The sequence below is a fragment of the Bacillus sp. 7884-1 genome, assembly GCF_002272245.1.
Classification (GTDB): domain Bacteria; phylum Bacillota; class Bacilli; order Bacillales; family Cytobacillaceae; genus Neobacillus.
Window position 1 is genome coordinate 24,331 of sequence record NZ_NPDD01000013.1, and the last position, 23,947, is coordinate 48,277.

The 23,947-nt window shown below is 38.4% G+C and carries 17 protein-coding genes; 16 read left to right on the forward strand and 1 reads right to left on the reverse strand.

Annotation, left to right across the window (positions count from 1 at the left end; all coding sequences use genetic code 11):
* Nucleotides 1-160 precede the first annotated feature (160 nt).
* Complete coding sequence (secA, locus tag CHI06_RS01345; RefSeq protein ID WP_095246624.1) at nucleotides 161-2,674, reverse strand: preprotein translocase subunit SecA; 2,514 nt, start codon at nucleotides 2,672-2,674, stop codon at nucleotides 161-163.
* A 521-nt stretch (nucleotides 2,675-3,195) separates the two neighbouring features.
* Here secA and CHI06_RS01350 point away from each other — a divergent pair.
* From CHI06_RS01350 to CHI06_RS01425, 16 genes are all read left to right on the forward strand, one after another.
* Nucleotides 3,196-4,587: a cytochrome c3 family protein gene (locus CHI06_RS01350; protein WP_095246625.1), complete on the forward strand. Its 1,392-nt coding sequence runs from the start codon at nucleotides 3,196-3,198 to the stop codon at nucleotides 4,585-4,587.
* Nucleotides 4,588-4,617: 30 nt separating this feature from the next.
* On the forward strand, nucleotides 4,618-5,799 hold the full coding sequence (locus CHI06_RS01355) for a cytochrome c3 family protein (RefSeq protein WP_095246626.1): 1,182 nt from the start codon (nucleotides 4,618-4,620) through the stop codon (nucleotides 5,797-5,799).
* Between the two features lie 20 nt (nucleotides 5,800-5,819).
* Complete coding sequence (locus CHI06_RS01360; protein WP_095246627.1) at nucleotides 5,820-6,518, forward strand: tetratricopeptide repeat protein; 699 nt, start codon at nucleotides 5,820-5,822, stop codon at nucleotides 6,516-6,518.
* Between the two features lie 2 nt (nucleotides 6,519-6,520).
* The gene (locus CHI06_RS01365; RefSeq protein WP_095246628.1) at nucleotides 6,521-7,492 is read left to right on the forward strand and encodes a 6-bladed beta-propeller; all 972 of its coding nucleotides are present in this window, start codon (nucleotides 6,521-6,523) and stop codon (nucleotides 7,490-7,492) included.
* Between the two features lie 146 nt (nucleotides 7,493-7,638).
* A complete protein-coding gene (locus tag CHI06_RS01370; RefSeq protein ID WP_095246629.1) occupies nucleotides 7,639-9,171 on the forward strand; it encodes a cytochrome c3 family protein in 1,533 nt (510 codons plus the stop codon).
* Nucleotides 9,172-9,473: 302 nt separating this feature from the next.
* On the forward strand, nucleotides 9,474-11,513 hold the full coding sequence (locus tag CHI06_RS01375) for an Ig-like domain-containing protein (protein WP_095246630.1): 2,040 nt from the start codon (nucleotides 9,474-9,476) through the stop codon (nucleotides 11,511-11,513).
* Between the two features lie 306 nt (nucleotides 11,514-11,819).
* Complete coding sequence (locus CHI06_RS01380; RefSeq protein WP_095246631.1) at nucleotides 11,820-13,772, forward strand: hypothetical protein; 1,953 nt, start codon at nucleotides 11,820-11,822, stop codon at nucleotides 13,770-13,772.
* A 360-nt stretch (nucleotides 13,773-14,132) separates the two neighbouring features.
* A protein-coding gene (prfB, locus tag CHI06_RS01385; RefSeq protein ID WP_133369034.1) for a peptide chain release factor 2 occupies nucleotides 14,133-15,234 on the forward strand; the annotation gives its coding sequence in 2 pieces (ribosomal slippage) (nucleotides 14,133-14,204 and nucleotides 14,206-15,234; 1,101 coding nt in all).
* A gap of 289 nt (nucleotides 15,235-15,523) precedes the next feature.
* Nucleotides 15,524-16,387 (forward strand): YitT family protein, encoded by an 864-nt coding sequence (locus CHI06_RS01390; RefSeq protein ID WP_095246632.1) that lies wholly within the window; start codon nucleotides 15,524-15,526, stop codon nucleotides 16,385-16,387.
* A 51-nt stretch (nucleotides 16,388-16,438) separates the two neighbouring features.
* The gene (gene cccB / locus CHI06_RS01395; RefSeq protein ID WP_095246633.1) at nucleotides 16,439-16,759 is read left to right on the forward strand and encodes a cytochrome c551; all 321 of its coding nucleotides are present in this window, start codon (nucleotides 16,439-16,441) and stop codon (nucleotides 16,757-16,759) included.
* A gap of 294 nt (nucleotides 16,760-17,053) precedes the next feature.
* The gene (gene ftsE, locus CHI06_RS01400; RefSeq protein ID WP_095246634.1) at nucleotides 17,054-17,740 is read left to right on the forward strand and encodes a cell division ATP-binding protein FtsE; all 687 of its coding nucleotides are present in this window, start codon (nucleotides 17,054-17,056) and stop codon (nucleotides 17,738-17,740) included.
* The gene (ftsX, locus tag CHI06_RS01405) at nucleotides 17,730-18,623 is read left to right on the forward strand and encodes a permease-like cell division protein FtsX (RefSeq protein WP_095246635.1); all 894 of its coding nucleotides are present in this window, start codon (nucleotides 17,730-17,732) and stop codon (nucleotides 18,621-18,623) included. Before ftsE ends, ftsX begins: the two co-directional genes overlap by 11 nt.
* A 102-nt stretch (nucleotides 18,624-18,725) precedes the next feature.
* Nucleotides 18,726-20,030 (forward strand): murein hydrolase activator EnvC family protein, encoded by a 1,305-nt coding sequence (locus tag CHI06_RS01410; RefSeq protein ID WP_095246636.1) that lies wholly within the window; start codon nucleotides 18,726-18,728, stop codon nucleotides 20,028-20,030.
* A 163-nt stretch (nucleotides 20,031-20,193) separates the two neighbouring features.
* Nucleotides 20,194-21,648: a S41 family peptidase gene (locus CHI06_RS01415; RefSeq protein WP_095246637.1), complete on the forward strand. Its 1,455-nt coding sequence runs from the start codon at nucleotides 20,194-20,196 to the stop codon at nucleotides 21,646-21,648.
* Nucleotides 21,649-21,924: 276 nt separating this feature from the next.
* Entirely contained in the window at nucleotides 21,925-23,118 is a 1,194-nt protein-coding gene (locus CHI06_RS01420) for a PDZ domain-containing protein (RefSeq protein WP_095246638.1), read from the forward strand.
* Nucleotides 23,119-23,251: 133 nt separating this feature from the next.
* Nucleotides 23,252-23,833: a putative ABC transporter permease gene (locus tag CHI06_RS01425; RefSeq protein WP_095246639.1), complete on the forward strand. Its 582-nt coding sequence runs from the start codon at nucleotides 23,252-23,254 to the stop codon at nucleotides 23,831-23,833.
* Nucleotides 23,834-23,947: the final 114 nt, after the last annotated feature.

A 23,947-nucleotide genomic window follows, 5' to 3' on the forward strand; every position in this document is an offset into this window, starting at 1 on the left:
TTGATTACCGCACAGCATTTTCCCCGTTGAAGGGAATCAAAGCCGACCTTTGATTACCGCTAGCCCCGAATTTCTTCTTTGAAGGGAATCAAAGTTCTCCCAAGTATATTCAATTAGAAAAATAAAAAGGGTCGGCAATTTGCCGGCCCTTGAACTTATCTTATTTCCCTACTCCATGGCAGTTCTTATATTTCTTTCCGCTTCCACAGTAACATGGATCATTGCGGCCAATCTCGATTTGGTTTACTTTTGGTTTTTTCTTAACGGCTTCTCCGTCTTCCTTCGGATTGACAGCCTGACCTTTTGCGACTTCTTGGCGCTCCAGGTTATTTCTGATTTCAGCCTTCATGATATACATAGAAGCTTCCTCTTCAATCGAGAGAATCATTGACTCAAACATCGCGAAGCCTTCATGCTGATATTCACGAAGCGGATCAATCTGTCCATAAGCACGTAAATGAATACCTTGACGAAGCTGGTCCATCGCATCGATGTGGTCAATCCACTTGCTATCAACCGCACGCAACGTTACTACTTTTTCAAATTCGCGCATTTGCTCTGGAGAAAGAATTTGTTCTTTTTCGCTATAACGTTCCTTCACCTTTGCAAAAATAGCTTCGCTCATTTCCTCTGGATCCTTACCGCGTAATTGCTCAATCGTAATGTCACCTTCATGAAGAAAATTCGCATTTACATAATCGATAATACCCTGCAAGTTCCATTCTTCTTCATCCTCATGCTTATTCGCATGGGCATCAACATTCCGCTGGATAGTTGAAATAATCATTTTTTCAACGATTTCACGCAGGTTTTCTGATTCTAACACTTCGTCACGCTGTGTATAAATGATTTCACGTTGCTGACGAAGAACGTCATCATACTGTAAAAGCTGCTTACGGGCATCGAAGTTATTGCCCTCTACACGTTTTTGTGCAGATTCAACGGCTTTAGAAACCATTTTACTTTGAATAGGCTGAGAATCATCCATACCCAGTCTCTCCATCATCGCTTTCATGTTATCTGAGCCGAAGCGGCGCATTAGTTCATCTTCCATTGATAAGTAGAACTGGGTTACACCGGGATCTCCTTGACGTCCGGAACGTCCACGCAGCTGGTTATCAATCCGACGGCTTTCGTGACGTTCTGTTCCTAGAACCGCAAGTCCACCTAAGTCAACGACACCTTCACCAAGCTTGATGTCCGTACCCCGTCCTGCCATGTTGGTTGCGATTGTAACTGAGCCTCTATGACCTGCTTCAGCAATAATTTCCGCTTCGCGTTCATGGTTTTTCGCGTTCAAGACATTATGCTTGACCCCTTTTTTCGTTAAATACTTCGAAATCAGCTCAGATGTTTCAATTGCTACCGTACCAACAAGAACAGGCTGACCTTTTTGATTTCGTTCAGCAATATCTTCGACAACTGCACGGAATTTACCGTCCATGGAGGAATAAATTAAATCTGGACGATCATCACGTGTTATAGGTTTATTAGTTGGAATAACAATAACGTTCATATTATAAATGTTACGGAATTCTTCTTCTTCCGTTTTCGCCGTACCTGTCATACCTGCAAGCTTTTCGTACATTCTGAAATAGTTCTGGAAGGTAATCGTAGCCATTGTCATACTTTCGTTTTGAACTTCCAAACCTTCTTTTGCCTCAATTGCCTGATGTAATCCTTCACTATAGCGGCGACCCTTCATTAAACGACCAGTAAACTGGTCAACGATGACGATTTCTCCTTCTTGAACAACATAGTCAATATCAAGGTGCATGCTTACATTTGCCTTCAGGGCTTGGTTAATATGATGATTCAGAGTAACATGCGACATATCAAAAAGATTCTCTATTCCAAAAGCACGCTCTGATTTACTGATTCCTTCCTCAGTCAGCATTACGCCTTTTGTTTTCTCATCATAGGTATAATCCGTACCTTTTGTCAGTGTTCGAACAAATGCATTTGCTTGAATATAAAGAACCGCCGACTTCTGGGCAGAACCAGAAATAATCAATGGTGTACGAGCTTCATCAATTAAAATCGAGTCAACCTCGTCAATAACCGCATAAAAAAGTGGCTTCTGTACTTTTTGTTCCTTATATAAGACCATGTTATCGCGCAAATAATCGAAGCCAAACTCATTGTTTGTTCCATATGTAATGTCACAAGCATAGGCTTCCTGTTTTTCTTCCTTAGACATACTGTTTAAATTTAGACCAACAGTAAGTCCAAGAAATTGATAGAGTTGTCCCATTTCGTTTGCGTCACGGCTTGCCAAGTATTCATTGACTGTAACAACGTGGACACCTTTTCCAGAAAGGGCATTCAAATAAACCGGCATGGTAGCGGTTAAAGTTTTACCTTCACCAGTCTTCATCTCCGAAATATTCCCCTCGTGGAGAGAAATCCCTCCCATTAACTGAACATGGTACGGATATAAGCCAAGCACACGGCGGGCACCTTCACGGACGACTGCAAAGGCTTCTACGAGTAAATCATCTAGTGATTCACCTTTTTGATAGCGAAGCTTAAACTCTTCCGTTTTTTCACGGAGCTGAACGTCGCTAAGTTTTTCCGTTTCAGCAGCTAGTACGTCAATTTGTTTCGCCATTTTGTCCAGCCGTTTCAGCTCGCGCTTATTGAGGTCGAACACTTTATTTAAAATCCCCATCATATGATGAAACGCTCCTTTATATCTGATTTATCCTACTAAATAATTCGCTTTAAATTACAGAAAATCCTATCAAAAATACATGATAAATATCCTTTATATCTTACCACTTCCATATTAGAGTGACAACATTGTTACCGTTATAGCCACATATTCAAAAAACGAACCTTAATGTCTATCCGTATGAGGACACTTTATTTTATCAAAATTGTCAAATTTTTGTATGCAGTCTATTTCTAGAATAATCAACAAAAATAGTGTTGGTAATGAATAAATACTTCATTTTATGTATAAAAATTAATTTCTATACACGTTTACAACCTGAATGTGGTATTAACCTAATCCTTTAATTATCAATGTTTTCATGTTGTTTTTAGGAAGAAGGTCCTGTGAAACTTATATGAAAAATTATTCACAAATTGTACATTGGAAAATACTTTTGCAATGTTAGATACTACCATTAGAGAGGTTAAACTTAGATAAATATAGAGAGATGAAAATTTAAAATGGGAAGGGTGAGTCAAGTGGCTTTTTGGGGGAAGAAAGATAAAGAGAAACCCGAATCTAGAGAGAGTAAAAAGAAGCCTGGACTTTTTCGTAGACTCTGGCAGAAATTTAGAAACATAGACTGGAAGGATCCCGTAAATAGGTGGAAAGCATTATTTGTCGCCCTAATCGGGTCTATTGTCATTTTTGGAGGAGGATACGGAGTTCTTTCCTTTACGAACTCGCCATCATTTTGTTCCAGCTGTCATGAAATGGCGCCAGAAGTAACAACATTTACCGCAAGCGCTCACAGTGAAATCACCTGTGTACAGTGCCACATCAAACCTGGGTTTGTAAACATGATTACCCACAAAGTGATTTCATTAAAAGAAGTATATCACCACGTAATGGGAATTCCAGAACAAATCGTACAAACCGAGCATGAAGCGGTTTCAGATGAAAACTGTTTACAGTGTCACTCCAAGAACCGTTTAGTTACCGCATCAAAAGACTTAATTGTTAACCACAAAGGACATATCGAAGAAGGCGTTCCATGTATCAGCTGTCACTCCGGTGTAGCACATGCTAAAATCGCTGCTCGTGGTATTAATACAGAAGAAGTTCGAGGCCATTGGACAGATGATGTAGCACAGCAAATGATGGAACAAAAATACCTAGCACCAAACATGGGAACCTGTATTGACTGTCACGATAAAGTGAATAACGGTGAAAAGCCATGGAAAGATGTTGCTTATCTTGTTCCGCCAAATCCAGAGCATTTAGAAGAAGCAGCGAAAGAAGAAGCAAAGAACACTACTAGTGAAGTAAAACATGACGCAACGACTGAGGAAGAAGCAGCAGAAGCAGTTGCAGAACATACTAAAAAAACACAAGAGATTATTTTAGAAGCGGTTGGCAAGCAAAAGAAAGATGTGAAGCTTTCTATGGCATGTGAAACATGCCATCAACGAGTCAAAGTTCCAGAAAGTCACCGAGTTGAAAACTGGAATGGTAATCACGGCGGTACAGCCCTTCAAGAGCTAGACACATGTGTAGACTGTCACCAGGATTCAAAGTGGATAAGAGATATTCCTAAAGAAGACCTAATGTCCATGCTTAAAATGGCTGAGGTTAAAGAAGAAGATAAAGAACACAAATATACAGCAAATATGACCGTCGTAAGAGAACAAGCTCGTATCAATAAATTCTGCAGTGCTTGTCATAGTGAACGTCCAACAAGCCACGAAAAGAGCAATCACTGGTTAGTTGGCCACGCGAATAACGCGTTATCACCAGAAGAAAAAGCAGAATGCTTTGTCTGTCACGATCGACAAGAACCAAAACCAGGTTCAACAGAACTTGCAGCACCAACGGATGTTTATTGTGAATATTGTCATAGAACCGGTTTTAAGGATGATGAGAAAAAATAAAGTTTAGTTGTTTTATAGGAGGGAAAATGGATGGAAGAAGAACATATAGAACAGAACCCCCCTCCCCGGAAAGGCTACAAATTATTTAAATATTTAACAGTAGCAGTAATGTTTATCGTTGTATTTTTCTCATTAGGGTTGATAGGAGTAGAAACGACTTCTAGTCAAGAGTTCTGCTCCTCCTGCCATGAGATGAAACCACAGTATTATACATTGAAGGCATCGAGTCATAGTGAGGTTGACTGTGTCAGCTGCCATGTTGACCCAGGAGCTAAAAATTATGCGAAAGCACAGGTAAACGGTGTAGTTGAATTTTATAAAAAGCAAACAGACACATATCTAGCACCGATTAAAATGCCAAATCTAATACCAGATGAAGCCTGTGAAAGATGTCATAATATGAAGAGTCGTGACGTAACTCCTTCCGGGGATATTATCATCCCTCATGATAAACATAAGACAGAAGGAATCGAGTGTGTTCAATGTCATAGTGGTACTGCACACGGGGAAATTTCAGATCGAAAAATGACCTACAAAAGTGACTATGGAAAATGGAATCATAAATTAGGTGCCTCTGTCATGAGTGACAGTAAATACATCCGTCCCCAAATGGACACCTGTATGGAATGTCATAAGGCCAGAAAGGTAACGCTTGAATGTACTGCATGTCACGAATCAACCATGGTTCCGGATGATCATAAAACAGAAGAATTTAAAGCTGGCGATCATGGAAAAATAAAACCTTCAGAACTAGAGACTTGTGAGAAGTGTCATTCTTATATGTCATCAGAAGAATATGATCTATTTAAAGAAGACCCTAGCTATAAGAAGTACTTAAATAATGAAGAAATTGACTCATCCAATGTAACGGTAAATGCATATGCAAAGACAAATACCTTCTGTAAAGACTGCCATGGTGAAAGACCAAAAAGCCATCAAATCACTTCTTTCATGACGAAACATGGTGAGCTATCAGAGGATACACAAACATGTTTCACCTGTCACGAGAATCGGATTAACAGTGATGCACCAGTTACCAAGGTCCAATGTTCTTCCTGTCATACAAGATCTCACAAAGAGAATTGGAAGAGTAAGCACCCAGTAAAACTTGCAGAAAATCAGAAATTTGATAAAACATGCTTAAAATGTCACGTGGAGACAACATGTACGAAATGTCATAGGCCAGATAGTAATCAAAAGGCCAAGAAATAATTTCCGAGAGGGGATTTAACATGGAAGCAGCAAAAGTACCTCAGGAAGTTGAGGGTAGGACAGCCAAGAAGCAACCGAAAACTTTTACAAAAAAGACTAGTATTCTGTTGTTATTTTTAACATTAGTATTTTCGGTAGGCACGGGGTATGCTCTCGGTCAGTTTTATTTTTGGAATGATGTTGATATGAATAGAGTGAATGAGCAGCTTACCTATTACAAGGAAGAGGTTAGAAAAGACCCAGCAAATCTACAGAATCGTATTGTGCTAGGATACACCTACTTTTTAAAAGGTGATAATGAAAAAGCAATTAAAGAGTTTGATTATGTCCTAGAACAAGACAAAAACTATTACGATGCTCATTACAACCTAGGTTTGGTATTTTTGGATGAAGAACGCTATAACGAAGCATTGATAGAATTTGAAAAGACGGTAAACATCGCTCCTAAAGACTATAAGGGCCATGTGCAAATGGGAATCGCGTATCGCGGATTAGAAGAGTACGATAAAGCAACGAAGGCACTAGAACAAGCCAACAAGCTAGCACCAACTAACTCCGATATCATTTACCAAATTGGCATGGTAGCCGAAGCAAAAGGTGATTATGAGGATGCGATTCTTATTTACAAGGACGCGCTTGCTTATGACCCATTGTTTGAGGATGCAGTAGATGCCCTTGATAGATTGAAAGATAAAGACACAAAGGCTAAAGGTGAATAACAATGAAAAGACGTAATGTTTATATCGGAATGGCGCTCATTGCTATAGCTACGGCAGCGGTTTTTACCTTACTTTTTATGAATAATACTAAAGCAGTTGATACAGGATTATTAAAGGTTCTTGATCCGAATGGGGCACCAAGTCACAGCCAATCTCTTACTGGTGATTTCAGTAAACCAATGGATAAGCCTATGGATATAGCGGTAAGTAGTTCTTTCACTTTTGTCACTGACACGAATAATAAGCGTGTTCTAACATTTGATGCCGGTGGTAATCTACTTTACTCATTTGGTGAGGATGGTAATGGTGAGGGACAATTCAAATTCCCATATGGAATTTCAATTGATGAAAAAGGAAGAGTATTTGTAGCAGATTTGTATAATGGTAAAATTTCAATTTTTGATGAAAAAGGGAAATTTATTGAATACTTTGCACCGGAAGCTAATAAGGAAGGGAAAGTTTCCGCTCCTGCTGCTTTGCGAATCATAGATAAAAAGGTTTATGTCACAGATATTAAAGCTAACAAGGCCTATGTATTTGATATGACCGGGAAGCTGCTTCTTGAGGTTGGTAAGCCGGGAGTAAATGACGGCGAGTTTAACTCTCCAAATGGCATTACAGCTGATGAAGAAGGTAACATTTATGTTGTTGACACTGGTAACCAACGCGTACAGATTTTTGATAAACAAGGTAAGTTTGTAAAAATCATTAATGGTTCCAATGATGGTAAAGGTGAATCAGTTTTTGTCAACCCACGAGGAATTGGTATCGACAGTACCGGCAAAATGTATGTTGTCAGCAATCTAACACATATGGTTTATGGGTTTGATAAAGATGGCAAAAAAATCTTCCAAATGGGCGGCATGGGTGAGCAGAATGGACAATTCTATTTACCAAATGGATTGTTTATTGACAGTAAGGACAATGTTTATATTACGGATACTTTAAACCTCAGGGTACAGGTCTTTAATTAATCTAGTCAAATAAGGTAATCACTTTTTTTCCTTACAATTTAAGGGGGTGGTTTAGAAAAGGATACTGCTAATAGAAATTTTCATAGATTAATTTATTAAAAAAAAAGAGAGAAAAAAAGAGAGATTTATTTGGGAGGTTTTAAAGAATGAGAAAGTTTAGTTTAAGCTTTTTATTTGCACTCATGCTGTTTGGTTTGTTCGCGATTGCAGCGTCTGCTGAGACGTACGAGGGGAACAACGGAACAATGACTCCTGGAATAGCGGGGGAAGGTCTACCGAACGCAAACAACACTGCTGATGGTGTTGATGATCCAGGCGCAAATCCTTCTGTAAAGAAAAGTTTGTCTGGTCACAATGTTCATACGTCTTACCAAAACAACACAAACTCTTGTGCTAGCTGTCACCAAACACATACTTCACAAGGTGATCAACTATTATTTGCAGATACAGTATATAACACTTGTACTGCTTGTCATGATGGTACATTAGGTTACTTAAACGTTTTCTCTGATGGTCAACTTACTGGCGGAGCAAAAACGACTGGTGCGGGTACATTCGGTGGTTCACACGGCTCTTCTATGCACATGGCAAACGATACTATTAAAATCGGAGCTGCTCCTGGTGGAAACCCAGTAGAAACTTCTAAAACTAAAGGAACTATGTGGGGAGAAAGCTTCAACTGTGCAAGCTGTCATGCTCCACACGGCTCTTACTCTGATCGTTTATTACATTATAATCCAAACGGAATTGCTGCATTACCAGTTTCAAAAGGTGGTAACCAATTAGAAAACGTTCCTGTAGTTAATACATTACCTGCAGTCGATGCTGCTGCTCCTGCTGTAGTATTACTACGTACTGAAGATACTACTACTGGTAAAGTAACTGTAGCTCAATACAACAAAGGTGCTTCTGCGTATGCAAAGTCTACGGCTCCATGGTTATATGGTTATGATACCCGTACAGACGGGCTTTCTTACTATTCACGATTAGTTAAAGCAGATGATACTATCGCTGCTTACGGTTCAACATCTGGTGTTTATTTCGATTACGAGCATGCTGAAGCCTATTCTACTTCCGCTGCAGGTGCTACTGCACTTAAAGCTGCAGGCAAAGGTTTCATCGCTCGTCCAGTCGTAGTACAGATGGCCAAAGAAGGACACGACACTATTCAAAGTGCTTACTGGTCAGGTGCAGATATTTCTAAATTCGATGGCAAAACTTCTGCTGAATTAGTAGACCTTGGCTACAAAGTATCAGGTACTAATGTTGTAACAAACGTTGGGGTACAAATGTCTAAGTTCTGTGCGGCTTGTCACACTGACTACTTAGTTTCAAACAGTACTAGTGGTGGTTCTCACTTCGGCGATGAAACTGCTGCTTACCGTCACAGCACAAATAGCGACAGCTACACTTGCGTACGCTGCCACTTCGGTCACGGTACTGACGCATATATCATGAAAGATTCACTTGGACGTACAATTAATGATTTAGTAACTAGCAATACCATGACTGAAATAGACGCATTAAATTACATGCAAGACAACAACCCTTCATCAGCTCTTAAGAAGTTCACTAACATGTCAGTTTGTTGGGCTTGTCACAACAGCTCACACGCTGAAACAATTAAGAACGCAGAGCGTCGTGCTGATCACCCATCAGGTATGCCTGCTGGAAACTAAAAAAATAAGCTAAAAATTAGCTGCAACTAATTATTAGCTCAAAATTAAATGTTCGGAAAATAGGGTGTTATGCTATTGCATAGCACCTTATTATTTGCAAATATTTTACCAACGTTGTCATAAAATTGTCAAATATATTAACTTACAATGTGAAAGATTAATTATCGATATTTTTACAATCTATATATGAAGATTTGTTGAATTATCACCTCATTCTCTAGAACCTTCCTATTAATAAGAATAAAATATATAGAGAGAGCAACAATTTGCGAAAAGCAAATAGTAGAAATGAGAGGTGCTAAATGAGGTATAGAGGTCTTCTACATAAAACCAAATTTCAAGTACTTGTCATACTTGTTTTATGTATTCAATTATTAGGACCCCAACAATTGTTTTCGATTTCAACTGTTAAAGGAGAGGGAATCACGGAACCAGCAATTGACGATTCCTCCAATGAAACAAACGTAAATAATGAGGAATTAACTGATATAGAACCACCTGTAACGGATGATTCTTCCAATCAACCAGATGTATTAGTTGAAAATCCTTCACCACAAAGTGAGTTAACAATTGATTCTATCCTTCCAACAATTAATTTTATAAAACCTAAACATGGTGACTACCTAAATTCAAAAATCTTAGAAGGGACCACAGAACCTTCTGCAACAGTTAGTATTTGTATGGATTGCACAGAAGATTCAGAAGGTGTAATCATTGGATCGTGGGTGTCAGTACAGGCGGATAGTACGGGGAAGTGGTCATATCAAGATCCAGAATTAACTGAAGGCAATCATGCTTTTTATGCTAAAGCAATTGACGGTGAAGGTGGCATTTCGAATACTAATAAAATCACCTTTATCGTTGATACCTTACGACCACAAGTATTGCCAGATGTTTTTCCGAAACAGGATATGACGCAAGTTTCATTAAACCCAGCTATTAAGGTGAAAATCTCAGATGCTACAGAGCTAAATGAAGAAGAGATTAATAATAGTATCAATCTAACACAAAATGGTACGAAGGTCGAAGGGACATTCAGCTACAATAAAGCTACAAAAGAGATAACCTACACACCATTAGAAGCTTTGTCACCAGGTGTAAAATATAATGTTTTCATTAGTCCATTGGGGATAATCGACGCTGCTGAAAATAGTGCTTTTCCAAGAATTTGGTCCTTCACGACTGTCGGCATCAAATCGGAAAAACATCCAAATCCTCATGGGAGTTATACCAATAATGTAGATACATGTGGAAATTGCCATAGTACGCACAACGCAAAGGACGCTAACTTGCTAACAACAAACACTAAGGCTGAAACAACCCAAACCTTAATAGAAACTGAAACAAACAAGAAAGAAGATTTAGCGGCAGATGTATTTTGCATGTCTTGTCATGACGGAACAGTAGTGGCACCAATGCCAGAAAATAGTAAAGCTGTCCATACACATGATGCAGCCGTTAAGATTGATGGCACACCGAGTGGCAGTTCCTGTGGAAGCTGTCATAATCCGCATTTAGAGCAATCGGAAAATAATCCTAACATGGCACAAGACCACATTACTTATAAGCATCAACCGTCTAATCCAGTAGATCCAAATAAACCAACCGAGGAAATAAGCAGTAAAGAACAATTATGTGAGTCATGTCATGAAAACGATAGTGCTGAGAAAATAGCTCATGCAGATGTAAAGTATTCTGTTTTCAAATATAGTAAATCTAGTACAGCAACTGGAATCTATGAAGATTATGAACTCTGTCTTCGTTGTCATAATGAGGAATTCAAGAGTAAATATAACAAATCTGCAGATATTGCCAGTCACTATAACAATTTGACAGAAGAAATAATGAAACAGTATGAAAAAACGAATGGTCCATCATCCTTCGCTAAAAGAGAGATTTCCGTTGCGGAGGAAAGTTTTTCTGGTCATATCATAAAAGCACAGGATGGTAGTCCTCTTGTTGGCCAATTACCATGTGCAGAGTGTCACGATACCCATGGCTCTAACAATATAAAGCAACTTAAAACATCATTAGGTCATGAGGGAATTCAGTCATTTGCTGCCTTAGAAACAGATAGTAAGACTGTCAAAGTATTAATGGAAAACAAAGAGCTTGAGTTAAGTATTTTATCTGAATCAAAAGAAAGAGAGTTTTGTCTGGCGTGTCACAATGGTACAACTGCTATCTACGGAGTCACAGGTCAAATATATGATGTGGCACTTAACGAACATTTGGCTTATCCAAGCAAAGCCTGCTCTTATTGTCATGGAAGAGGAGAGTCTGAAGTGGAAAAAGCGTTGAGTGCTGCCCATGCCCCTAAAAAAGGGTTGGTACCAAATTAATAAGTTCTAGAATCAAGGGGATTATGCCTCTTGATTTTTTTTATGTCCAATATGTTAACAGAACTGTTAAAAAGGGCAGGAGTTTATGCCTATCTTGGATGGTACAATGTTCCTGATTAGGGATTATTATGAAATTTCTAACATCTTAATAGTGAAAATGTTTTTCGATGTGATGTTGAAAATTAAGACCATACACAGATAAATAGGTCTTTTTTTTAAAAGGATTTTGTGAAAATAGGGGGGGCTAAATGAAATAGTAGCGGAAATTTTTTTGACATGTTAGAAACATAGAAGGAGGCATGAAAAATGTCCGAAAAAATGGGAAGTTTTAAGTTGAAAAGTAAGCAAATTATTATTCTGATGTTATTAATTACTACAGCCGTTTTACTTGGTAACTTTATCGTTTCTGCAAATGACACCTATTATTCAAATTACTACCCTGCTAAAAATGCCACTATCACAGTATCGAACTCAAAAATATCTGTTTATATTAAAAGCGTTAATGAATTAAATAGTTCTAGTGCAATATTGAAGGTAAATGGACAGCAAGTTCCAGCAACCTTTGCTGCCAAAAGCTACACCGGGGGCAAGGAAGGTACGATTAGTTTTAATGCAACAAATCTCAATGATGGTGTTAACACCATCGAGGTCAGTATGAAAGATAAAGCCGATTCATCTATTGTTTATAGCGATACGTGGACTTTTACAGTGGCAGAGGCTCCAAAGATTATTAACATGAGCCCAGCTAATAATAGTGAACAAGCTACTCTAAATCAAGTATCCGCTGTTGTAACTGATAATGGTGCAATTAATTGGGATACTGTGCAGCTAAAAATTAATAATGTAGTTAAAACTCCACTTGAGATAAATAAAGATACAGGAACTGTGACATTTATTAACTCCATCTCCACCGGCAGTTATACTGCCTACTTAGAAGCAATAGATAGTATCGGAAAAAAGACTACAAAGACATGGAAATTCATAGTCGATTCTACACCACCTGAAATCAGTAGTTTAAATTACTTTAAGGATGGTATGACACTCACTGATGGTCCTCTAAAGTTGAGTATTGGGTTAAAGGATATAGTAGATATCAAGGATAATGTAACCCTAAAATTAGACGGGGAACCTTTAGCAATTGATTTTAAATATCCAGGGGAAATTGATTATTATGGAGATTATGTAATCACATCTAGAAAGACTGCTACCTTGACATATGAAGGAATGGTCCCAAATGGAAGTCATACGTTAGAGTTATTTACGGAAGATAAGTTTGGAAACCAAATTACACGCACCTGGAATTTTACAGCGGCAGTTAAACCAAATATTTCAGATGTATCTCCGATAAAACATGGGCTGAGTGATTTAAAGCCAACGATTTCGGCAGTGGTGACATCGCCAAATGGTGAGATAAACGCTGATTCAATTGTTGTAAAAGTAGATAATGAATCAGTTAATTTTGATTTTGACCAAAGTAAAGGACTAGTTAGTTATACACCAACAAAGGACTTGAAAAATGAAAGTTATCATACAGTTACTATAAAGGTGGCTGACCAATCAGGGATTTCCTTAGATAGGGAATGGAAATTTTATTCCAATACCTATAAAGAAATGGATGATTCTAGTGCAGATGCATGTACATCATGTCATGATGATTCTAGCTTTGAAGGTTCAAATGGGGTATTAGAAAATGTCCATAAAGAAAAACTAAGCTTTGGAGGAACGCATTCTAAAAATCGTTGTGAGAACTGTCATAATTATATCACTGTGGAAGCGGGATGTAGTCAGTGTCATGATGATCCAGAAGGTGATCAATATGCACATGCTCCACACGGTTCTACACCATCAATCCATTATCAGGCTAAAAACTTTGATCCTAATTTCCCGGTTCGTGTAGTTGAAAACCGATCCATGAACGATTGTGTTATTTGCCATCAGCCAGGATCTGGGGTTAAAGGATATCAAGGCTATCTAACAATCCCTACTAGAACCTTAAACAACCATGATATTCCTGAACTTCACAAAACGGAGGATACATGTACACAATGTCATGCGAAATCTTTAACCAGTGAACATGCTAGAGAAGACAGAACCGATAAAAATAATGAAGAGATGACCTGTAAGACCTGTCATAATAGTACTGACCCTGTTGTGGTAAAGGCAATTAGTGATGGAAATACGTCCTGTTCCTCTTGTCATAAGCAACTTCATAATGGTGTACACAGCGATTGTAAAAAATGTCATATTAACAGTTATTAATTAATAAGTATTTTTGTGCTGCTCTCCATTTTATAGAAATGGAGAGCTTTTTCTTGTGGATAAGTTATAAATTATAAGAAAACCTCTATTAAATTGTAGATAACTTCTGTGGACATGTAGATATGTGGATGGAATTTTTAGATTTTTTAAAAAAGTACGGTAATAACCTCACTTATCCACAGGTGCCATTTAGGAATTTGGAAATTATCCTGTTGATAAGTAGAGTTATACACAGAAGGTATGGCCTATTGAATTCAATTTTGAAATTTCTTCTTCTTTCAGGCTATAATGGATAAGGAACAAACGAACGCTTATGACATATGCTAGAAATAGACCGTAATTTTTATAGAGGTGACGAAAATGGAATTAGCAGAAATTCGAAATGAACTTGAAAAATCAGCTAAGAAATTAGTGGACTTCAGGGGGTCTCTTTGACCTTGAAAATAAGGAAGCGCGCATAGCTGAACTGGATGACCAAATGCTTCATCCTGATTTCTGGAACGACCAGCAGGCGGCCCAAACTGTCATTAGTGAAGCCAATGCTTTAAAGGATCAGGTAAATGAGTTTAGTGACTTATTCGAAACATTTGAGAATCTTGAAGTAAGCTATGAGCTTGTAAAAGAAGAAAGTGATGCGGAACTCCAGGCAGAGCTTGAGGAAGAGTTAATCAAACTGACCTCAAGATTAAATGAATTTGAACTTCAGCTGCTGCTAAGCGAAGAATATGATAAACATAATGCGATATTAGAGCTGCACCCAGGTGCTGGTGGAACGGAGTCACAGGACTGGGGATCGATGCTGCTCCGTATGTATACACGTTGGGCAGAGAAAAAGGGCTTTAAGGTTGAAACACTTGATTATCTTCCTGGTGATGAAGCGGGGATTAAAAGTGTAACCTTGGCGATAAGAGGTCATAACGCATACGGTTATTTAAAGGCGGAAAAAGGGGTCCATCGTTTAGTCAGGATTTCACCGTTTGATGCTTCTGGCCGTCGTCATACATCCTTTGTATCGTGTGAGGTTATGCCTGAATTTAATGATGAAATTGAAATCGAAATCCGAACTGAGGATCTAAAAATAGATACGTATCGTGCCAGCGGTGCAGGTGGACAGCATATCAATACCACTGATTCAGCTGTGAGGATTACCCATATGCCAACAGGGGTTGTTGTTACCTGTCAGAATGAGCGCTCACAGATTAAGAACCGTGAAGCAGCGATGAAAATGTTGAAAGCCAAGCTTTATCAACGCGAAATCGAACAGCAGGAAAAAGAACTACTGGAAATTCGCGGTGAACAAAAGGAAATCGGCTGGGGCAGCCAAATTCGCTCCTACGTATTCCACCCTTATTCAATGGTAAAGGATCATCGGACGAGTGCAGAAAGTGGAAACGTCCAAGGTGTTATGGATGGAGATTTGGATCCATTTATTGATGCTTACCTTCGTTCTAGAATTTCATAATCAAATTGAAATGACGTGTGCAAATTGCTCGCGTCATTTCTTTTGTTAACATTAATTTGACTTTAAAAACACAATTACTTGGCTGAGGGTATCAGGCAAGCTTTTGTACCTCCAAAAAACTCACAAAGAATATGACGAGTTTTTTTTATTTAATAGTAAATACTAATAAAAATTTAACCCTTTAATGCGTTATCTCAATCCCATTTACAGCAAATTATTGCCATGCTATACTCACCTTCGGTTGAGTTAGAAAATATAGCAAAAAGGTAATATAGAGGGGAATTGCACTATGAATAAGAGAAAAAGTAACCAGACTGCACCGAAATTTGAAAGTGCTTTAGAATACATAAACGTAATTATCGGATCTGCTATCATCGCGCTGGCCTTTAATGTTTTTCTGCTGCCTAATCAAATTGCTTCAGGAGGAGTCAGCGGAATCAGTACGATATTATTAAGCGTGCTCGGATGGGAACCTGCTTACGTTCAGTGGGCTTTTAATATTCCATTGTTTATTGCTGGAGTTATTTTACTAGGAAAACAATTTGGGGTTAAAACCCTTGTCGGTACAATATTTTTACCATTTGTTGTTTTTTTAACAAAGAATATTGAACCGTGGACGAATGATGCATTACTTAGTGCTTTGTTTGGCGGGATTGCAGTAGGTCTTGGGCTTGGAATTGTTTTTAGAGGAAATGCTTCAACAGGCGGAACGGACTTGGCGGCACAAATTATTACAAAATATACAGGGTTAACACTTGGAACGAGTGTTGTTCTGATTGATGGACTTATCGTCATTTCAGCTGCACTTGTGTTCGATATTGAACGTGGATTATATGCACTCATTGCCTTATATGTAACAAGCAAAACGATAGATTTGGTTCAGGTTGGTTTTGGCAGGTCGAAAACGGCGATGATAATTACGAATAAGCAAGAGGAAGTTCGTGCGGGAATTCTAAATAAAATTGACCGGGGCGTGACAAAACTATCTGCATATGGTGGGTTTACCGATAATGAACGTCCAGTTCTTATGTGTGTAGTTGATCAACGTGAGTTCACAAAATTGAAACAATTGGTTAAAACCCTTGACCCGACTGCGTTTGTCGTCGTTATGGATGCTTCTGAAGTGCTGGGAGAAGGTTTCAAAAGGGCGTAAGACTGCTATACTATCTTCGTATGGTAATTTTTTCATTAAGGGGGAGTAACTATGAAGAAAAAACTGCTAAAGATGTTACTGGGAACAGCTCTAGTTATGGGTCTTGCTGCATGTGGCGGCGGGGACGACGAGGGTGGAGACACAGCACAAGCAGGTGATGCTGAAAAAGTTTATTCACAAAAGTGCTCGAGCTGCCATGGCGGTGACTTAAAGGGTGGTATGGGACCTGACCTAACTGCTGTTGGAGCTAGCAAGTCAAAAGATGAAATTGCTGCTATCATCAAAGATGGTACAGATGGCGGAATGCCAGCAGGTCTAATTGAAGGCGAAGACCTTGATAAGGTTGCAGATTGGCTTTCAGCTAAAAAGTAATGATTGTAAACGTTCTGTGATTTATACAGAACGTTTTTTATTTTTACAAAAACTTAATATTTTCATAGGAATTTTATGATTTTGTCGAAAAATCTAGGATATATATAACAATTTATGTAGGTTTTGAAAAGAAACTGTAATAATTTTACCGCTTTTTTTACGTCTATAGAGTGTTATAATGAATTTATGCGAAATCCTGCAGTATTTTGTCTAGGATTTTGTTTTTGTGCAAGAAAATAAGAGGTTAATGTCGAATAATATTGGTTCGAAACTAACTTATAAAGGTGATCTAAAATGATAGAAATGCAGGATGTGTTTAAAAAGTACCCAAATGGGGTTACTGCCATAAATGGGATTGACGTACGGATTAACCAAGGCGAGTTTGTCTATGTAGTTGGTCCAAGTGGTGCGGGGAAGTCTACGTTCATTAAAATGATGTATCGTGAGGAAGTCCCAACTTCAGGTACAATCACGATGAATGGTGTTAACCTGGCTAAAATAAAAAATAAGAAAGTGCCTATTTTCAGGCGGAATCTTGGTGTAGTCTTTCAAGACTTTAAACTATTGCCAATGAAAACCGTTTATGAGAATGTTGCCTTTGCACTTGAAGTTATTGAAGCACAGCCGAAATATATCAAGAAGCGCGTAATGGAAGTACTTGACCTTGTTAACCTTAAGCATAAAGCAAGAATGCTTCCAACAGAGTTATCCGGAGGCGAGCAGCAGCGTGTTTCGATTGCCCGTTCGATTGTTAACTCACCAAAGGTAGTAATAGCGGACGAACCTACAGGTAACCTTGATCCAGAGACATCATGGGAAATCATGAATATCTTTGAAGAGATTAATAACAGGGGTACTACGATTGTAATGGCAACTCATAATCGGGAAATCGTCAATACCATTAAACATCGTGTAATAGCGATTGAGGCTGGTAAAATAGCACGTGATGAACAAAGAGGTGATTACGGTTATGAAAATTAGAACTCTTGGCCGTCATGCGCGTGAAAGCTTTAAGAGTATTGGAAGAAATGGCTGGATGACGTTTGCCTCCGTAAGTGCTGTTACGGTAACGCTCATTTTAGTTGGTGTCTTTTTCGTTATTATGATGAATCTCAATAAAGTGGCAGAGACCATAGAAGAGGACGTGCAAATTCGCGTTCACATCGATGTTGCAGCAAATGATGAAGATCAGCAAAAGTTAAAAAGTGTGATTGAAAATATTTCAGAAGTACAGAGTGTGAAATTTTCATCCAAGGAACAAGAACTTGAAGAGTTAATTAAGAGCATGGGTGAGGATGGACAAGCGTTTAAACTTTTCGAACAAGACAATCCACTTAACGATGTATTTATCGTAAAAACGAAAAAGCCACAAGATACTATGAAAGCAGCGAAGGAAATTGGAAAGCTAGAGTATGTTACGAAGGCTGTGTACGGTAAGGGAACGGTTGAAAAATTATTTAACTTTATCAAAGCAAGCCGAAATGTAGGAATTGTATTAATCGCTGGATTATTTTTCACTGCGGTATTCTTAATATCTAATACTATTAAAATTACGATCATAGCTCGCCGTAGAGAAATTAAGATTATGAGGCTGGTAGGAGCAACGAATAACTTTATTAGGTGGCCATTCTTCTTAGAAGGATTATGGCTTGGTATCCTTGGTGCAATCCTGCCAATTATTTTAATATCGATTGCTTACTATAACGCTTATGAGTATCTAGCACCAAAGTTAATAGGGAACTTCATTCAAATTCTTCCATATAGCCCGTTTATGTATCAGGTTTCTGGACTCCTTCTTTTAATGGGAGGATTAATCGGAATTTGGGGCAGTGTGATGTCAGTTAGAAAGTTCTTAAAGGTTTAATTTTGTCAGGAAGGGCAGTGTAAAATGTCCTTCCTGATTTAAATAGCAGGGGATAACGATTTGCCCTTACATAAATGTATAAGTGGGGAGGAGAACTGGGACTTGAAAAAATCATTGGTAACTTTTGCTGTTGCAGGAACATTCATTGTAAGCAGTATTTTTGGGGGAATCGCTGAAGCGGCTTCTATTTCAGGCTTACAAAAACAGCAACAAGAAATTCAAAAGAAAAATTCAGAATTATCTTCTGATATCAATAATGCAGATCAACAGATTAATAGTTTAAACTCAAAGCAGGCAGATGTAAAAGAAGAAATGACTCGCCTTGATCTTTCGATTGGCGATACACATAAAAAAATCAGAGAAAAAACGGCCGAGCTAGAGGAAACAAAGACAGAAATTACTAGACTCCAGGAAGAAATAAAGGTGACAAAAGAACGAATTGATAAGAGAAATGAGCTTTTAAAAGACCGTGCCCGAAATTATCAAGAAACAGGTGGAATGGTCAGTTATCTTGACGTGTTAATGGGATCAAAAAACTTTAGTGATTTTATTGACCGTGCAAGTGCAGTGGCTACAATCATGCAGGCAGACCAGGATATTCTAGTTCAGCATGAAGCGGATAAAAAGAGTCTCGAGGAAAATCAAGCCAAGCTGGAAATAGAGCTAGCTAGTGTTCAAACTATGCTCGCTGACTTAGAAAAAATGAACCAACAATTGAATGCACAGAGAGCAGAAAAGGATAAGTTATTAGCTTCGTTAGAAGAGCAGGAAGATGAAATTCATGAGCATAAAATGGAGCTTCAAGAAGAGGCACAAATTCTAGCGGGACAATCAGCAGCCATTCAAAAAGCCATTGAGCTTGAACAACAACGCCAAGCAGCAGCTGCTGCCGAAGCAAAGGCAGCCGCTGATGCTGCAGCTGCAGCTGCGAACAACAATAATTCTGAATCTGGCAGTGGTGGAGGGGATATTACCCCGTTACAACCATCTCCACCTGTTTCTAGTGGAGCATTCACAATGCCAGCGAATGGAACTTTTACATCAGGGTTTGAACCTAGATGGGGCTCCTTCCACTATGGGATAGATATAGCTAATCGTGCAGCAAATGTACCAATTTGGGCAGTAGCCGATGGTGTTGTTATTCAATCCTACTATTCTAGCAGTTATGGGAATGTTGTTTTTATCGCCCATTCTGTGAATGGACAAACGTATACAACGGTTTCTGCTCATATGGAAGCGCGAATGGTCAGCTCTGGAGCAGTTGTAAAAAAAGGCCAGCAAATTGGAATTATGGGTAACACCGGTGATTCAACGGGTAAACATTTACACTTTGAACTTCATAGAGGGCAATGGAATGGAAGTAAGAGTAACGCAATCAATCCTGTGGGAATTGTACCAATGCCATAAAGTCTAAAGGGAGAAGCTATGCTTCTTCCTTTTTTTGCATAAAAATCAGTAAAAGGGCACCTCCATATTTCTGGCATAACTCGTCCATTCCTTACATAATAGTTAATAAACAGACGGGTAAGAGACTCATTAATTTTTGAAGCTGCACATGAGGGGGAACAGGATGAAAAGTAAGTGGATTGCCCTGATGATGGTTGGTTCGCTTCTTACCGGAGCGGGGGGCACATATGTGGGAATGAATTGGTTTGAACAAACAGAGGGAAACACAGCCCTTGAACAAACATTAATGAAAACAGATACAGCCGTTACAAATCAAAATGATATGGAGGACCTTGCGAAGGTCAACCAGGCATATGAATTGATCCTAAGCCGATATGTTGAAAAGGTAGATAATGAGATGCTTGTGGAGGGTGCCATCCAAGGAATGCTTACTGTTTTAGATGATCCCTATTCCGTTTATATGAATAAGGAAACTGCCCAACAATTCAGTCAAGCTTTAGAATCATCCTTTGAAGGTATAGGTGCAGAGGTAGGCATGGAGGATGGGAAAATCATCATTATTTCTCCATTTAAAAATTCACCAGCTGAAAAAGCAGGATTAAAGCCGAATGATGAGATTTTGAAGGTAGACGGAAAAAGTGTTGAGGGTCTAGATTTAAATAAAGCAACCTTAAAAATTCGCGGTAAAAAAGGAACAAAGGTCCAATTAGAAATCGCACGAAAGGGCTTAAAGGAGCCTCTCACCATTGATGTTACACGTGATGAAATTCCACTTGAGACCATTCATGCTTCTGTGAAAAAACTAGATGGAAAAAAGATAGGGTACATTGAAATTACTTCGTTCTCTCAAGAGACAGCTGCTGATTTTAAAAAGGAGCTAAAAGAGCTGGAGAAAAAAGATATTAATGGCCTAATTATAGATGTTCGTGGAAACCCTGGCGGATTGCTCGTTAGTGTTGAGGATATCTTAAAAGAATTTGTTACGAAAGAAAAACCATTTATTCAAATCGAGAAACGAAATGGAGATAAGGAACGGCACTTCTCCAATCTTACCGAGAAAAAGGATTACCCAGTAGCAGTCCTCATTAACAAAGGCAGTGCATCGGCTTCAGAAATTTTAGCAGGAGCATTAAAAGAAGCGGCAGGCTATCAATTGGTTGGGGAAACGACTTTTGGTAAAGGAACAGTACAGCAGGCAGTTCCGATGGGAGATGGCAGCAATATTAAGCTGACGCTCTTTAAATGGTTGACACCTGATGGAAACTGGATTCACAAAAAAGGAGTGAAACCTGATGTTGAAATCAAGCAGCCTGCCATCTTTGATACACATCCACTTCAAATTGAAGAACCGCTTAAAGAGGATATGAACAATGAGCAGGTCAAAAATGCTCAAGAAATATTATCTGGTTTAGGCTTCGCTCCTGGAAGAACAGATGGTTATTTTAGTAAAGAAACCACAACAGCACTTAAAGCTTTCCAGCAAAACAACAACTTGCAGCCAACGGGAAAAATTGATGCAAAAACAGCAGCAATGCTAGAAGAACAGGTAATAAAAGAAATGAAAAAAGAGAAAAACGACATCCAGCTTCAAACCGCATTAAGACTAATTACAAAATAAAAGGTAAACAGAGGCAGCTGCCTCTGTTTTTTATGTGCGACAATTCAGGATAAGTATGATTGTGGAATACCAAGATTTCCGTGGAAATATTTGTTGAAGCCTAATGAAAAAACACGAATTACGCAGAAGAGTGTATGTGGAATCTTTATGAATACATAAAAATTCGACATTTTTTTGTTTTTTCAAGAATCTAGCAATAGGTTTTATCCCTCCATTTTGGTAAAATAATCTTTAGAGCTAGAATAGTAGAATTTATGATAGAGGCAGGTGGAGGAATTGGTGCAATTATGGCTTTTTGAGCTGTTGAAAGGGACAGGTAGACTTTTTCTACATCCGGTTTTTTACTATCTCATTTTCCTTTCAGGAATACTGGGAGTATCAAGGGTTAAACGTGAACGGAAAAATTTCAATACAAGGACATTTGATGCCTATTTTGAACTAAGACAGCTGTTTCCTATAGGATTAATACTGGGTCTAGTACTTACCATTGTCACATTAATGGCTGGGTTAACACTTCCATTTGCAGCCATCCTTCTAATTGCTTTCTTTACGATATTATGGAGTTTAACGACCAATATTAGGCTTATGTCACCAGTGTACACGGTAGGTGCAGCTTTTTTTGCCATTACTTTAATCACTGAGTATGAATGGACCATACCACTTTTTAATGATACATTTCAGGTTTTAGAAGAAAAGGTATATCCTTCCTTGGTTATCTTAATGGCACTTTTATTAATTTCAGAAGGAATTCTTATTACTAAAAATGCAGGTAAAGGTACCTCTCCAAAACTGGTAAAAAGCAAGCGTGGACAAAATGTTGGAGCACACGAAGTGAAACGATTCTGGCTGCTGCCTATGTTTTTACTAATTCCTGGGGAGGCTTTGACTCTGCCATTTGATTGGTGGCCAGTCTTCAACATAGGAGCGGAATCCTACTCGCTAATCCTGGTACCGTTTGCGATTGGTTTTAACCAGCAAATTCAAGGTATGCTGCCAAAACAATCTATCCAGTTACAAGGGCGTAGAGTTACAACACTTGGAATATTGATATTGATTTTATCTGTTATTGGCTATTGGTATCCGATAATTTCCATAGCAGTAGCAGCGTTGGCGATAATCGGCCGGGAATTAATCTCCTTAATGCAACGATTGAAGGATGATAATTTACCGTTTTACTTCTCAAAGAAAAACAACGGCTTAATGATTATTGGAATTATACCCGAATCCCCTGCTGATAAAATGGGACTTCAAGTAGGGGAAATCATTTCAAAAATAAATGGTGTTAAAATTCTTGATGAACAAGTTTTTTATGAAGCTTTACAAAAAAATCGAGCACATTGTAAGCTTGAGGTTCTAGACATAAATGGTGAGGTCCGTTTCGTTCAACGTGCCTTGTATGAAGGTGATCATTATGAACTTGGTATACTTTTTGTACAGGACCAAAGGAAGTTTGATGAAAGAATTGGATGAAGTTTAAACCTAAGAGAGAGTTAGAGAACTCTCTCTTTAAATTTGTTTTCTACATAAATTATCAGTATATTTGAGAGTGTGAGTGCTAAACCTAAAATGGAAAATTTATATCCAAGAAAGGTGGTTTAGCCATATGATTAGCTTTTTAGATTTTACCACTCCTATTGATATCAGCTTTGAAGGAGTTTCTGCAGTTGTTTTTTATTTCACTACCTATTCATTAATTGGTTGGATATTAGAAAATAGCTACAGCTACATGACAAAACGAAAATTTTTTAAACCGAATTTTTTTCACGGTCCCTTTAAACCTATGTATGGCTTTGCCCCTGTACTTTTGGTTTATTTAATTGGTCCGGAAACAAATTGGGGAATAATCCTTTTGCTCTGTTTTTTCATTCCTACTATTATTGAGTACATAAGTGGTGCATTGCTTCAAAAGTTTTTTCAACGTCAATGGTGGGATTATTCTGATATGCCCATGCAGATACACGGCCATATTTGTCTGCCATTTTCTCTTTGCTGGATATTGTTGTCCTTAGCTTGTATAAAATGGGTTCATCCTGCAATCGTTTCTGTTTATGGACCAGTCGAAATACTGTGGGCATGGATTTGGCCAGCGGTTATCTTATATTTCATTGCAGAACTGGCATTGTCCATAAGAAGACACACTTCTCAAGTGTTAGAAGAAGCAAAATCACCTAACCCTATACAGTAATTAATCACCAACTCCTTCTACCTAATAAAGAAGGAGTTTTTCTTTTTAAAAAATGGCTGTGTTAAATCAGGCTGTTGATTTGTGCTCCACTAAGGAATGCTTCTTCGAATAATC